Source organism: Marisediminitalea sp. (genome assembly GCF_984433645.1).
Window position 1 is genome coordinate 1 of sequence record NZ_CFIDRX010000114.1, and the last position, 14,301, is coordinate 14,301.

Sequence of the window (14,301 nt, forward strand, 5' to 3'; positions counted from 1 at the left end):
ATCGCTGTCTATCCTGGAGTCTAAAATTACCAAGATGCTCGCGGAGATAGACATCACGCCCTTCGATAAGCAACTGCAAGTGATTGGAGAAGCTGTGCCCCTTGAGCAGGTACTGGTGAACTTGTTGAACAATGCATTACAGGCACAGGAAAACCAGCCTGCGCCGCGCATAATCATTAGCGTCGAGACGCAAACTAACCAGCTGTTGTTAACAATACGGGACTTTGGTCCTGGTTTTACCGAAGAGCAACTCTCGCGCGTATTTGAACCTTTTTACACCACCAAAGGCCGCGGTCTCGGATTGGGGCTCACTATATCCCAGCGGATTATGGCCTCTTTTGGTGGCGACATTCACGCCAGTAATCACCCCGAGCAAGGGGCGGTGTTTACCTTAACTTTGCCTTTTAATTCAGAGCCAGCCGAATGAGCATTCCGATTTACATCATCGACGACGAACCCACAATTTTGCAGGCCTTAAAGCAGCTGCTCACAATGGAAGGCTATCACACCGAAGTGTTCAGCGATGCCCGGGAGGCCATGAAAAAGCTGAATCGGGATTGGCCCGGCGTTGTGTTGTCGGATATCAACATGCCGGGCATGGACGGTGTGGCGTTTTTGCGCGAAGCGTTAAAACTCGACGATGAGTTCTCCATTGTAATGCTAACCGGGCATGGCGACATTTCCACCGCGGTAGAGTCCATGCGCTTGGGCGCTTACGACTTTATTGAAAAGCCGTTTTCTAACGAGATGTTGCTCGATGTACTGAAGCGCGCGGGCGAAAAGCGCGCGCTGGTGCTGGAAAATCGCGAACTTAAAGATGAGCTCGACGCGCAAACCGGCGCAGGCCCACGCTTGCTGGGTAATACTCACAAAATCAAAGCGCTGCGCCGTTTGCTTATGCAAATCAAAGATATCCCCGCTGATGTGCTGATCAAAGGGGAAACCGGCTCGGGTAAAGATTTGGTCGCGCGCTTCCTGCACTACAACAGCCAGCGCAAAAACGAAAACTTTGTGGCGATAAACTGTGGCGCCATTCCTGAAACCATGATCGAAAGTGAGCTATTCGGTTTCGAGGCGGGGGCGTTTACCAGTGCGCAGAAAAAGCGGGTTGGGAAAATTGAGCACGCTAACGGCGGTACGTTCTTTCTGGACGAGATCGAAAGCATGCCAATGGCACTGCAAATTAAGTTACTGCGCGTGCTTGAAGACCGACGTATTGAGCCGCTGGGCAGTAACCGCCATGTCGATTTGGATATCCGGGTGATCGCGGCCGCTAAAATTGACCTGCTGGAGCTGGTTGAGAAAGGGGAGTTCCGAGAAGATCTGTATTACCGGCTCAATGTTATTAACGTCGAGATCCCACCTCTAAGAGAGCGCAAAGAAGATATTTCGCTGTTGTTTCAACACTACGCCGCACTGGCCAGTTCGCGCTTTAACACCGACGCGCCTCGTTTAACCAATGAGCAACTGGTACGCCTGCAACAACATAACTGGCCCGGCAATATCCGCGAGCTGCGCAACGCAGCGGAGCGCTTTGTGCTAATGGGTGGCCAGACGGTGTTTGATGAAGATTCAGCCTTGGAAGCGAACGGTGACTTAACGCTAGCTGAGCGAGTAGCGCAATACGAAAGAGATGTGCTGGAGTCTGCGCTACGGGAGCACGACGGCAGATTGATCGACGTACAGCAACAGTTAGGCCTGCCAAGAAAAACCCTCTACGACAAAATGCGCAAGTACGGTCTGGTCAAAGACGATTTCAAACTGTCTTGAAAACCTGCTCATAAAAAGGGGTGGGAAACCACCCATTTACATTTATTTTACGTGTGACTTCCCGCCCATTTGTTAATATTTTGTTGTTGAAAAATTCGCCGGTGAATAACTAAGGTTATGATATTAAATGGAAATGTATTTTTATTTTCCTGCTGGCAAGGTCTTTGCAATTGTTGCGATGATGTAAATGCTTATGTGGCCTGATTGGCGCGCAAAAGTCATTTACGTACTGAGGACACATTTTACTCTCGAAAGGTATAACAATGATTAATAAAATTACCCAGGTAATTCGCAATTCGCGTCAACGTCTTTCGCCCGTGTGCGTACTGGCCGTTGCGGTATCGCTGTCACCCTACACTCTTGCACAGTCTCAACCACAAACCCCAGCAGACGAAGAAATAGAAAAAATTGCTGTCGTAGGTTCGCAAATCAAAGGTGCTGAAATCAGTGAAGCGCTGGCCGTATCCCACCTGGACGCGGAAGATATTGCGGCCATGGGCATAGACTCTGGTGACGACCTGCTGCAATTGATTCCGGAAAACGGACAAAACTTCTTTAACGAAGCCGGTAACATAAGTGGTGGCGTAAACGCTGCCCGTGGTGACGTGGGCGCTTTCAACCTGCGCAACATAGGCACAGGGAATACGCTGGTATTAATCAACGGGCGTAGAATGGTAAATTCTGCCGCGTATCAAACCGAAGAGGTAGGCGGGAGTTTCGTGCCGGTGAACACCGTGAACTCTCAAATTATCCCGGTGTTTGGGGCTAAACGCGTTGAAGTATTGCGCGATGGTGCCTCAGCTATTTACGGCGCTGATGCGGTGGCCGGCGTGGTGAATACTGTTACACCAACCAATTACGAAGGCTTTGATATTCGCGTCAAATGGCAGGAATTTGAACACCTGCCGCGTAACGACCAGACCTTGTCCTTACATTGGGGCAAAACCTTCAATGGTGGTAAAACAAACATCGGCGTTATTGCCAATTACTACCAACGTGACCGCGTTAATTCACAGGACGATCCTCGCTGGAGCAATGCCGATTTAAGCGACCGCGTGTCGCCTGATTCGCCGTGGTTTGGGCACCCGGAATTTGATAATACCAGTGCTAATTCGTTGTACGGCCAGTTCGATATTGTTGACAGTGTTTCTTCGGGTAACCCACTTCGCGCCGACGGATTAGTAGACCGCTCGGGCGAATTTGAAACCTACCCAAGTGGCGACCCGCGCTGTACCTGGGAATTAGGTAATGGCCTTTGCGCTGCGCCAGACGGGCAGGGTACGGTGCGTTTTAACATGAACGAAAACCGTGACCTTACCTCGAAACTCGACCGCACCAATGTATTTATTAACGTGAACCACACGCTGGAAAACGGCTGGGAAGCGTTTACTGAGTTAATGGCGTACAAGTCGAACACGAATCTGCGTCGTCATCCAACCGCGTCGTTTTCTTCGTCGCGCCTGATTGTTGCCGCAGACAATTATTACAATCCGTTTGGCCCATGCGGCTCACCTAACCGCCTCGACAACGAAGCGGTAGCGGCCGGTGTGCCTTGTGAAGGCCTGGCACTGACTATCGACAATTATCGTTTTGCAGAATATCCTCGAATTGTCGATAACAGCGGCGAAACCTTCCGTGTGTTACAAGGGCTGCGCGGCTATTGGGGTGAATGGGATTGGGAAACCGCAGTGTCCTGGTCAAAAGACACCAAAGACGATGTTACCCGCAACCGCGTCTCGAATACCCTGATGCAGGAAGCATTGAACGACACCACTGAAAATGCCTACAACCCGTTTGTGATTGGGGTGAACTCCAATATTGAACGCGCGCTAATCGATGTGTATCGCAAGAGTGAATCCGAACTTAAAACCTTTGACGTGAAGTTCTCTAATCCGGGTATTTTTGAATTGCCAGGTGGTTTGGTCGGATTTGTGTCTGGTGTGGAATACCGTCATGAATCTTTCAAAGACGATCGGGATCCTCGCCTCGATGGCACCATTCAGTTTATTGATGCCCAGGGCGACACTTACCCCTTTGTGTCAGATGTCGTCAATTCCAGCCCAACACCAGACAATTCGGGCAGCCGTTCGGTGACGTCACTGTTTGCCGAGTTCCAAATTCCATTACTCGACAACCTGGATATTCAGGTTGCTGCGCGCTATGAAGACTTCTCTGATGTGGGTGATACCACTGTGGGTAAAGTGGCGTTTGGTTATCGTCCTTTTGAGCCTGTGTTGTTGCGCGGTTCATGGTCGCAGGCATTCCGGGCACCAAACCTGGTCACCATAAATGAAGAAATTGTGGCGCGTACACAAACGCGTACTGATTACGCCTGTTTATATGCAGCAGAAAACGGCGGCGACCCGGGCCAGGATGTGCTTGACTGTAACTATTCGCTGCAACGCATAGCGCAGGGTAGCCAGGAGCTGAAACCTGAAGAGTCTGACAATACCTCGATTGGAATCGTTGTAGAGCCGTTAGACGGCCTGGCGATTACTCTGGATTACTGGCAAATCGAAAAGGAAAACACCATCGGATTGTTCGGCGAAGAAAACCACTCATTGCTGGATTTACTAACGCGTCTGGAACAAGGCACAGCGAACTGTGGTAGCGCTACGTTTAACAGCAGTGTGAATCGCGGCGAAATCGACCCCGATGAAGCGGCTTACTATGAAGCGGCGGGTATTTGTCCGGCAGGCCAGATCAACTACATTGATGATCGCTATGCTAACCTCGACAAGCGCACGGTAAGTGGTCATGACTTGGGCGTTTATTATTCAATAAAGACCGATTACGGCCGCTTTAAAATCGACTACAACGCGTCATTTTTGGATAAGTTTGAACAACAAGCGGGTGGTTTAGCCACACAACTGGTTGAAGCTCAGGAGAGCGGTTTGTTGCCGGCAAATTATCCGGTAATGGGCTTTGCTGATCTGGTACGTCGCAATGGTAATCAGAAAGAGAAGCACAGCTTACGTTTCATGTGGCGTGGCGATGTGTTTGGTGCCACCTTATCAGGTTACCGCATTGGCAGTTTTTATCAGAGCGAGTTGACGCTGGAAGACGGCACGCGCTACAACATTCCGGCTATGACAACCTTCGATGCAACGGTTGATTACAAAGTGCAAATTGAGTCTGTTGATACCCGGTTCCGCCTGGGTATTAAAAACCTGACTGATGAGCGAGCGCCTCTGGCGGCCTCCAGCTTTGGTTTCTTCGAAGATGCGCACCGCGATTACGGCCGTTATTTCTACATGGATGTACGCGCCAGCTTTTAATCTTTTTCTCTAATTCGGGCGGCACTCTGCCGCCCCTCAATATGAAGACGACTATGCTCAAACAATTTTTTCTGGCCATGTGGCTTGGTGTACTGGCACTGTCTCAGACGGCGTGTGCCGCCACAACGCAACCCTGGCAACAACACGAAGTAGGGCGCTATGCGTTTAACAAGTGGGCCGGGGGCGATATTACCGTTGAATATATTGTACCTGCGTCAGCCAACGCAGATACCCCTGTGTTGATCGTTGTTCCGGGTGCGCGACGCAATGCGGATACGTATCGCGATCAGTGGCTGGCTCTGGCAAAGCAGCACACCTTTATTGTGCTGGCAATTGGCTGCAGTTTGCAGGTCTGCGAAGACGAGTATCAATACAATCTTGGTGGAATAGTAACCCCGCTGGGAGGACCACGACCGGAGTCGGTGCAGTTTTACAGTGTGCCCGAGAAGGTGTTCCAGGACTTTGCTGCGCGTTTCGAATCTAACCAAAAAACCTTTGCGTTGTACGGGCACTCAGCTGGTGGCGGGTTTGTTCATACCTATATGCTAGCAAAGCCTGATGCGCCTGTTTCAAGAGCCGTCGCGGCCAATCCTGCGTTCTTTACGTTTCCGGATACAGAGTCAGCATACCCGTTTGGCTTGGCTAATAGCCCCTATCAGGCTGACGATATAGATAGCTGGTTAACACAACCGCTTACCATTATTCTGGGCGATCAGGACCTCGGGCCTCGAACCAAAGCCATCAGTAACAGCCCGGCTGCCAATGCTCAGGGGCGCAACGTGTATGCTCGCGGCTTATCGTTTTATGCGTTTGCCATGAATACCGCGGTCGAGCGAAATATTCAGCATCGCTGGCAGCTTGAGGTAGTGCGTGGAGTGGGCCACAGCAGCGGGAAAATTGTGCCTTACGCTTACAAGTATCTGCTTGGCAATGCTTCCTCGACCGAAAAGGAGTAGCCCACTGTGAGTAAAGCTGCTTCCGTAGGAGCCGGTCAAACGGCTCAGACAACGCCTCACCGGGCAACGCACCAGACCTTTGGGTTGTTGGCCGGGCCTCTGGCGTTTTTATTGGTTTGGCTTATGCCAGCCCCTGAATCTCTGAATGAAACTGCCTGGCTAACCGCCGCAGTGGGCATTTGGATGGCGATCTGGTGGTCAACCGAGGCAGTCCATGTTGCTGTGACCGCATTGCTGCCACTGGTGTTGTTTCCACAACTTGGTATTTTAAATATTAAAGCGGCGTCAGCGCCTTATGCGAATCCAACCATTTACTTGTTCCTGGGGGGCTTTATGCTGGCTCTTGCGCTGCAAAAAGCCAACCTGCACAAGCGTATTGCCTACTTCATTTTAAGTTATGTGAGTAGCTCAGCGCGCTCTATTGTGCTGGGTTTTATGGTGGTAAGTGCCATTTTGAGTATGTGGATGACAAACACGTCGACAACCATGATGTTGCTGCCCATCGCACTGTCGATTCTGTCTACCCTTGACGATGAAAAAGCCCATTTCACGCCGGTGCAACAAAAGCACTTCCAGCTGTCGTTGCTGTTGGGTATAGCCTATGCCGCAACAATCGGAGGTATGTCTACGTTAGTGGGGACACCGCCAAATGCGTTTTTAGTTGGCTTTATGAATGACAACTACGACGTACAGCTGGATTTTGCCAAGTGGATGCTTATTGGTATTCCCCTCAGCGTAACCTTGTTGCCGCTGGCCTGGTTGTCACTGACGCGCTGGATTTATCCGGTGGATTTTACTACCCCGGAAGCGGCACGAGTGGAGCTGGAGCGACAACGCAAAGCGTTGGGACCGATTCGCAAAGAAGAGTGGCGTGTGGGCGTACTGTTTCTGTTTGTGGCGATTGCCTGGATGACCCGCCCCTTGTTAGCCCGGTGGCTGTCCCTCGACGGCTTGTCTGATGCGGGTATTGCTATGACCGCGGCGGTGTTGTTGTTTGTGATTGGTAACGGTAAATCCGAGGGCAAACAGGGCAGCCTGTTGGAGTGGGACGACATGAAAGCCATTCCATGGGGGATTTTAGTGCTGTTTGGCGGTGGCCTGAGTCTGGCGGCTGCGGTTTCGGGAAGTGGGCTTGCACAATGGTTAGGCGAAGGCCTGGTGAACATGGATGCCTTTGGCATGGTGTTCCTGGTGCTCGCGGCAACCACGCTTGTGATTTTCCTCACCGAACTGACCAGTAACCTGGCAACGGCGGCAACTTTTTTGCCCGTTGTAGCGGTGATTGCACTGGAAATGGGCGGCGAACCAATGACGTTAATACTGCCTGTAACGCTGGCGGCAAGCTGCGCGTTTATGCTGCCGGTTGCCACACCACCGAATGCCATTGTGTTTTCATCAGGGTACATCAGCATTGCTCAAATGGCGCGGGCCGGATTTGCGCTCAATATTGTGAGCGTCCTGCTGGTTACTGCCATTGCGGTATGGCTGGCACCGTTAGTCTTTTAATGTTCCTGCCGGGCACTGCCCGGCATTTTTTTCTTTTCTTTAAATTATGACTTCTTCAAAAACAAAACCTTTGTACCTGTCGCATGCCGGGCCGAAATTGCTCGACATGCCGTTATTAAACAAAAGCAGTGCCTTTAGTGAACACGAACGCATTGCCTTTAATCTGGAAGGGTTATTGCCACCCCGTTATGAAACCATCGAACAACAGTTGGACAGGGTGTATCAGCAATACCAACAGTGCCACTCCGACATGGAACGGCACATTTTTCTTCGCGATATTCAGGACAACAATGAAACCTTGTTTTTTCGGTTGATCGCTGATCACATAGAAGAAATGATGCCGATCATTTACACGCCAACGGTAGGTGAAGCCTGTGAACGCTTCTCCGATATCTACCGCAGTGCCAGAGGGCTGTTTATTGCCCATCACCAAAAAGACCGCATCGATACGATTATTCGCAACGCCACCAAACGCAATGTAAAAGTAATTGTAGTAACCGACGGTGAACGAATTTTGGGCCTGGGTGACCAAGGGGTTGGAGGCATGGGGATACCCATTGGAAAGCTGTCGCTGTATACCGTATGTGGTGGAATTAGTCCGGCTTACACACTGCCCATTATGCTGGATGTAGGTACCAACAATGAAACCTTGCTCAATGATCCTATGTACATGGGGTGTCGGCACCCGCGGATCGCAGGTCAGGCGTATAACGACTTTCTGGATGCTTTCATGCGGGCGGTGTCTGCCCGGTGGCCCGATGCATTAATCCAGTTTGAGGATTTTGCCCAGGCAAATGCTACGCCCTTATTGCAACGATACCGAGACCAGTATTGCTGCTTTAACGATGATATTCAGGGCACCGCGGCTGTCGCTGCTGCCACTATGCTGGCGGCGTGCAAGGCTAAACAGGCGGATATCACTCAGCAAAAAGCCGTGATAGTCGGCGGTGGTTCGGCCGGCTGCGGCATAGCCGAACAATGGGTTAAATGCCTGATGGCACAAGGGATGACTGAGCAAAGTGCCCGGGCGAATATCTTTGTTATCGATAAAGACGGCCTGATTGTACGCGGCAAAACTGGTTTAACGGACTTTCAGCAGCGCGTTGCTCAGGATTTATCGACAATACCTGAATGGACGCAGAGCCACGCACCTGGACTACTCGATATTATTGAATTGATAAAACCGGGTATTTTACTGGGCGTGTCAGGGTGTGCCGGATTGTTTGATAAAGCCGTGATCACAACCATGCATTCACACTGTGATCAGCCAGTAATCCTGCCGCTAAGTAACCCGGTGCGCTGTGCGGAAACAACACCAGAACAGGTGTTAAGGTACACCAATGGCAAAGCCATTGTAGCGACGGGCAGTCCGTTCAACGACGTTGAATTAAACGGTGCGACCTTGCCAATTAGTCAGTGTAACAACAGCTATATCTTTCCGGGAATCGGACTCGCTGTTGTGAGTTGTGGGGCGAGCAGGGTAACAGATAGGATGCTAATGGCGGCGAGTTTTGCGCTGGCAGCGTCGTCACCGCTGGCTACTACAGGCGCCGGCCCTTTATTGCCGCCGCTTAGCCAGATAAAGGGTTTGTCTAAACAGATTGCATTGGCTGTAGCACAAGCCGCGGTTGCCGATGGCGTTGCACCGCAGCGAACAGAAGAACAATTACTGGCATGTATAGAGACGTCACAATGGCAGGCTGAATACCGCCAGTACGAGCGCATAGCCTCCTGAGACTAATCGTTGGCTGACAAACTCAGCCAACGGTTTACTCTTGTGCAATAAGCGGCAAATTCATCACCGAAAAGCGTATGCATCATGCGCTCTTCGGGTTGAATTTGAAAACGTTGAAGGTACAACAAGGTGGCGAGTGCAAACACAAACCCGCTTGCATCTCGAAAAATAAACGCACTGCCTGCAACGCCCATCACCAAGCCCAGATACATGGGGTTTCGTGTGTATGCAAATATGCCGCTACTGACTAAGTTACTGGCGTTCTGAATACTGTGAGGGTTGACAGTGGTGCGGTGTTTCCTGAACGCGACGACGCCAGCAATGCCTACAATACCCCCGGCAACAAAAATCACAAATCCCAAAGGTCGAAGTGGATAGGGCAGCGGTAGCCAGCCAAAATCACTAACAAACCAGGTTGCAACCAGTGCCAGTAGAAACACAACCACTGGCGGGACTTTAAGCTCAAGGTGCTGTAGCATCAGTATCATCCACGATGTTGGCGGCTTTATTGGCCTGTTTTTGTTGTTGCTTCTCGATTAAATGGGACTTCCAGCGCTGCTGTGATACATGACCTTTTATGGCCTCGATACACTCGTTGACGACCAGTAAAAACTCATCTTCGAGGTTTTCTTCGGCAACGGTGAAGTCTTTTAACCCGTGAGCAAAAAATTCCTCAATGTCTTTTGCTTCCAGATCGGCAAGCAGGTTCACTATTGAGGCGGTAACGATATCGGTTACGGCGCTTTCTAATGTGTTTTCTATGGTTTTACCGACGACAGGAACGTAGGAGAGGGTAGATACCTGCGCGTTATCGCGCACCGCTTTACCTACACTGTCTTTCACATGGCGTCGAATCACATCGCCGTGTTTGCTGTCGTTGATCGACTGACCGAAGTGATTCACCATGCTTGATAGCCAGTTGCTGATCACCGGGCGACGCGGGGCCAACACATTTTGCGTGATGTCTTCTATGAGCGGTGAGCCCGCGGCGATATCCTGCTGCGCATCCGATAGCACTTTTACGACTATCCGGTCACTTAATTCTTCAACAAATACGTCGTAGTAAAACGCGATAAACCGATAAAGGGCGGTCTGGTTCAGGTCGATAATCTGATGTTTGTGCAACCGGTACAGAATCGAGAATATGCGAAGAAAACGGAAGATTCGGGTACCACCCAAGGGAATACAGCCGACTAAGTCATACCATCGTAAAAACGGGAAAAAATACCATCTGAGGTGTTCTTTGCGTTTTATGGCTACTGCCCATCGCAAAAAGAATTCACTCAGGAAAATGGTAATGAAGATCAGATCGACCAGAATAAAGTTACGGTGAATGGGTTCGTAGAAACTGACAAAAGTCGGTGACCAGCTACTCAGGGTATCCTGCACGAACGCGGTGCCGTACAGGCCGTCGAATAATAAAAACAGCAGGTTAAGAAGCAGCAGACCCAACATAGTCAGGTCGAGCAGTAACCAAGGTCCTTCGTGGCTGTTGCGCAGGTTTTCCCGGTTAATCCTTAACATTGGGCCTCCTGCTTATCCGATATTTTTAAGGCGTGTCACGTCGACGTGCAACGTGAGTTTCTGACCCGGCTGCAGGTATTTTTTCGGGTTAAGGTTGTTCCACTTGGTAATATCGCTGGTACGGATATTGAATTTTTGTGCGATACGCGCCAGGGAGTCGCCGCGCTTCACCGTATAGGTGAGGGTGCGCATAATCGCGTCGCGTTTTTGCTCGTCACTGGCTTCATTCACCCAAATCACCAGGGTCTTTCCCGGCATGAGTGGGTCAGTCGGGGCCATGCCGTTCCATTTTGCTAGCGAACGGGTGCTGATGTCGTACTTACGGCTGATATCCCATAGGGTATCGCCAGACTTTACTTCGTGCGTTAGCTGGTAGCTACCACGTTTTTTGTTCTGGGTGGTAGCCAGTCGCTGATCTTCCGATAACGAATACGCGTCCAGCTTTTTAAGTGCCACAGGGACCATGATGTGATCGCCAACCCGGATCATATTGCCTTGCATATCGTTCACGCTTTTGATCACATCAACCGTGGTGTGATATTCCTTCGCCAGCTTCAACAAGCTGTCACCAGCGCGAACTTTATGACGAACCCAGTTAAGCCGCTCATTGCGTTCCACGTTTGCCAATGCCTGCGTAAAGCTTTCTGCGTTGTCCAGCGGCAATACCAAACGGTGCGGGCCGTCTGGGTCGGTTGCCCAGCGATTAAAACCGGGGTTCAGTGCATGCAGCGACTTCAAGTCCATGTCGGCTAATTCGGCCGCAAAAGCAAGGTCGACCTGAGAGCCAATATCAACGGTAGCGATGACCGGCGCATTTTCGATTTCAGGCCATTTGAAAGCGTACTGTTCATGGTTTTTCAGAATATCGGCCAGTGCCAGCAGTTTTGGCACATAAGCGCGGGTTTCTTTGGGTAAATCCAATGACCAGAAGTCAGTGGGCTTTCCGGCTTTGGCATTGCGCTTGATGGCTTTGCCTACGCGGCCCTCACCACTGTTGTAAGCGGCTAGTGCATGCAGCCAGTTACCGTCGAACATGTCATTCAGGTACGTCAGGTAATCCAATGCGGCCGCGGTTGACGCAATAACGTCGCGACGACCGTCGTACCACCAGGTTTGCTGAATACCGAAACGTTTAGCCGTGCCCGGTATAAACTGCCACATACCCGCGGCTCTGCCATGGGAGTAGGCAAACGGGTCAAAGGCGCTTTCTACAATCGGCAATAACACCAGCTCAAGGGGCATATCGCGCGCTTCGATTTGTTGCACAATATAATGCAGGAAAGGCTTGGCACGTTTGGATACCCGTTCCATGTAAGCTGGGTGTTTCAGGTACCAGTCGCGCTGAATGGCTATGCGTTTGTTGTCTGGGATCTCAAACTGAAACTGATTGCTGGCGCGCACCCACAGGTTAGCAATAACCTCTGGTTCTGCAGGATCCTGCGCGGGGTCAATATCTACCTCCACTTCCTCAGTGGGGTGCATCACCTCGATCACGCCCTCATTGGCGAGTTCACAGTCAGCCTGATCGTTTATATTGGTGTGGGCAATTTCGCAGGTAGTGCGGTTGTCTGCAATCTCAGGTTCTGCTTCGTCCGGGCCGGTCAACTGACAGCCTGTTAGCATAGACGTAACCAAAATGGACAATACAGACAACTTAAACTTCATTTAAAAACTTACCCTTAGATCGTGTGAGGTACATTACCAGTGTACGCAAGTCTGCGTACTAATGCATCCTGTTGATTCGCTTCGCGCGTGATTTACGGCGGAAATAGTACTAAAGATGAACGCGTTAAGCGTTGTCTTTCCATTTCCTTAACTGGGTAAAGACGGCAATTTCGTCTGAAAGTTCCGCGTTGACGTACTGGCTGACGTTTTTTACAACAGCCGGGTCGTCACAACGCAAAAAGGGGTTTACCTTGCGCTGTGTTGCCAGATCGGAAGGTAGCGTTGGTAAGTCATTGGCACGGGTAGTATTGACCCACTCTGAATAGGCGTTAAGCTGCTCGTTCTCCGGGTCTACGGTAAGCGCAAATTTCACATTTGCCTGGGTATATTCATGGGTACAGTAAATTGCGGTGTCCGGCGGGAGTCGTTTAATTTTGTTTAAAGACCGGTGCATTTGGCCCGGTGTGCCTTCAAACAGGCGGCCGCAGCCTGCGGCAAACAGCGTATCACCACAAAACAGTGCGTTATGACCGTAAAACGCAATGTGGTCCAGCGTATGTCCAGGCACTTCGATTACCGAAAATTCACAACCAACGGCGGGCAGTTTCACCATATCGCCCTGAGCGACTGATTTGGTAATGCCACTGATATGGCCGCCTCGCGGGCCAATTACCGGCAGGTCGTCGATTGCTTCTGCGAGCGCGGTGATGCCACCGGTGTGATCCCGGTGGTGGTGGGTAATGAGAATTGCCGAGAGTGTCAGACTGTTTTTCTCACAAAAAGCCAACACCGGCGCGGCGTCACCCGGATCAACTACCACGGCCTGATTGCCGTTATGCAAACACCATATATAGTTGTCGGTAAACGCCGGGATAGGTGTGACCGTAACCGACGTAGGAAATCCCTGCATACTCGTCATCGTTTGTTCGCATGTTGTATTTCAATACCCAGATACTATAAAGTTGTTATGTTGCATGCAATACATGCGATGTATTATTCAATCAAGGACATCACCACAACACGCTATGAAATCTGCGTTCCGTTCAAAACCGCCACATTACCCTCAGAGCTGGTCAGAGTTACCCGGCGGCGAAGAATTAAAACTCGTTATTGAACAGGTTTGCAACGAGCTCAGCCAACGTGTGTTTGGTTATCATATGGTTAAGATGGGCAACCTGAGTAGCGAAATTTCACTGCCGGATTGCTCTATACGCCACCAGATTCAGCAGACACAAGTTGCCTCGGCTCATTCCGGTATTATCACGCGCTCCGATAACCTGCCTTATGTCGAAAACAGCATCGACGGCGTTCTGTTGGCGAATGAACTGGATTTTGCCCAGGACCCCCATGAAATCCTGCGTGAGGTGGACCGGGTTATTACTGCCAATGGTTATGTCATCATCAGTGGCTTCAACCCTTTTAGTTTAACCGGTATGGCGCGTTTCTTACCGATTAAACGGGGTAACGTACTGCATTCGGCGCGGTTTTTCTCGGCAGGCCGCATTAAGGACTGGTTACAACTACTCGGTTTTGAGGTGGTTGAACACCGTCATATTCTGTTTTCCGTTTTGTTCGCCCAGCAAGCCGCTAAGCAACCTGCTGCATGGCAACAATGGTGCAGTCGTCACTGCCCCTGGTGCTCGTCTGTGTATGTGTTACTTGCTCGTAAACGCACGATTCCCATGACAACGATTAAAGCGAAGTGGAAGGTTAAACCCCGTTTCTCTGCTGTGGGTGCCAGCATGCGCGATGCCGCTTCAAGAACGCACAGTTAGGTGTGTCAGATCCCGGCACGAGGCCGGGACGACGATTGATGTAGGCTTCCCCAATAACCGACACTCCCGCTTCCTCCTTACCGTCATCCCCG

The 14,301-nt window shown here is 50.7% G+C and carries 11 protein-coding genes; 7 read left to right on the forward strand and 4 right to left on the reverse strand.

Annotated features, from left to right (window positions below; genetic code table 11):
- The 6 genes from AC4MRN_RS14065 to AC4MRN_RS14090 form a co-directional block, all read left to right on the forward strand.
- Positions 1-427, forward strand: a 427-nt coding sequence (locus AC4MRN_RS14065) for a sensor histidine kinase (RefSeq protein ID WP_491203610.1), incomplete at its 5' end; no start/stop codon positions are given.
- Positions 424-1,770: a sigma-54-dependent transcriptional regulator gene (locus tag AC4MRN_RS14070; RefSeq protein ID WP_491203611.1), complete on the forward strand. Its 1,347-nt coding sequence runs from the start codon at positions 424-426 to the stop codon at positions 1,768-1,770. The genes AC4MRN_RS14065 and AC4MRN_RS14070, both read left to right, overlap by 4 nt.
- Positions 1,771-2,033: 263 nt before the next feature.
- Positions 2,034-5,048 carry a TonB-dependent receptor domain-containing protein gene (locus AC4MRN_RS14075; RefSeq protein ID WP_491203612.1) on the forward strand — a complete coding sequence of 1,005 codons (3,015 nt, stop codon included), beginning with the start codon at positions 2,034-2,036 and terminating at the stop codon, positions 5,046-5,048.
- A 53-nt stretch (positions 5,049-5,101) separates the two neighbouring features.
- The gene (locus tag AC4MRN_RS14080) at positions 5,102-6,004 is read left to right on the forward strand and encodes an alpha/beta hydrolase (RefSeq protein ID WP_491203613.1); all 903 of its coding nucleotides are present in this window, start codon (positions 5,102-5,104) and stop codon (positions 6,002-6,004) included.
- 6 nt (positions 6,005-6,010) lie between these two features.
- Entirely contained in the window at positions 6,011-7,510 is a 1,500-nt protein-coding gene (locus AC4MRN_RS14085) for an SLC13 family permease (RefSeq protein WP_490402100.1), read from the forward strand.
- 46 nt (positions 7,511-7,556) lie between these two features.
- Positions 7,557-9,245 (forward strand): NAD-dependent malic enzyme, encoded by a 1,689-nt coding sequence (locus AC4MRN_RS14090; protein ID WP_491203614.1) that lies wholly within the window; start codon positions 7,557-7,559, stop codon positions 9,243-9,245.
- Positions 9,246-9,247: 2 nt separating this feature from the next.
- Here the strand turns inward: AC4MRN_RS14090 and AC4MRN_RS14095 are convergent, their stop codons facing one another.
- From AC4MRN_RS14095 to gloB, 4 genes are all read right to left on the reverse strand, one after another.
- Positions 9,248-9,724, reverse strand: coding sequence for a methyltransferase family protein (locus AC4MRN_RS14095; protein ID WP_491203615.1), 477 nt, complete (start codon positions 9,722-9,724; stop codon positions 9,248-9,250).
- Positions 9,708-10,769, reverse strand: a complete 1,062-nt coding sequence (locus tag AC4MRN_RS14100; protein ID WP_491203616.1) for an ion transporter — start codon at positions 10,767-10,769, stop codon at positions 9,708-9,710. Before AC4MRN_RS14100 ends, AC4MRN_RS14095 begins: the two co-directional genes overlap by 17 nt.
- 12 nt (positions 10,770-10,781) lie before the next feature.
- Complete coding sequence (locus AC4MRN_RS14105) at positions 10,782-12,434, reverse strand: lytic transglycosylase (RefSeq protein WP_491203617.1); 1,653 nt, start codon at positions 12,432-12,434, stop codon at positions 10,782-10,784.
- A gap of 124 nt (positions 12,435-12,558) precedes the next feature.
- Entirely contained in the window at positions 12,559-13,344 is a 786-nt protein-coding gene (gloB, locus tag AC4MRN_RS14110; RefSeq protein ID WP_491203618.1) for a hydroxyacylglutathione hydrolase, read from the reverse strand.
- A gap of 115 nt (positions 13,345-13,459) precedes the next feature.
- Here gloB and AC4MRN_RS14115 point away from each other — a divergent pair, with 115 nt between their 5' ends.
- On the forward strand, positions 13,460-14,209 hold the full coding sequence (locus AC4MRN_RS14115) for a class I SAM-dependent methyltransferase (protein ID WP_073322129.1): 750 nt from the start codon (positions 13,460-13,462) through the stop codon (positions 14,207-14,209).
- Positions 14,210-14,301: the final 92 nt, after the last annotated feature.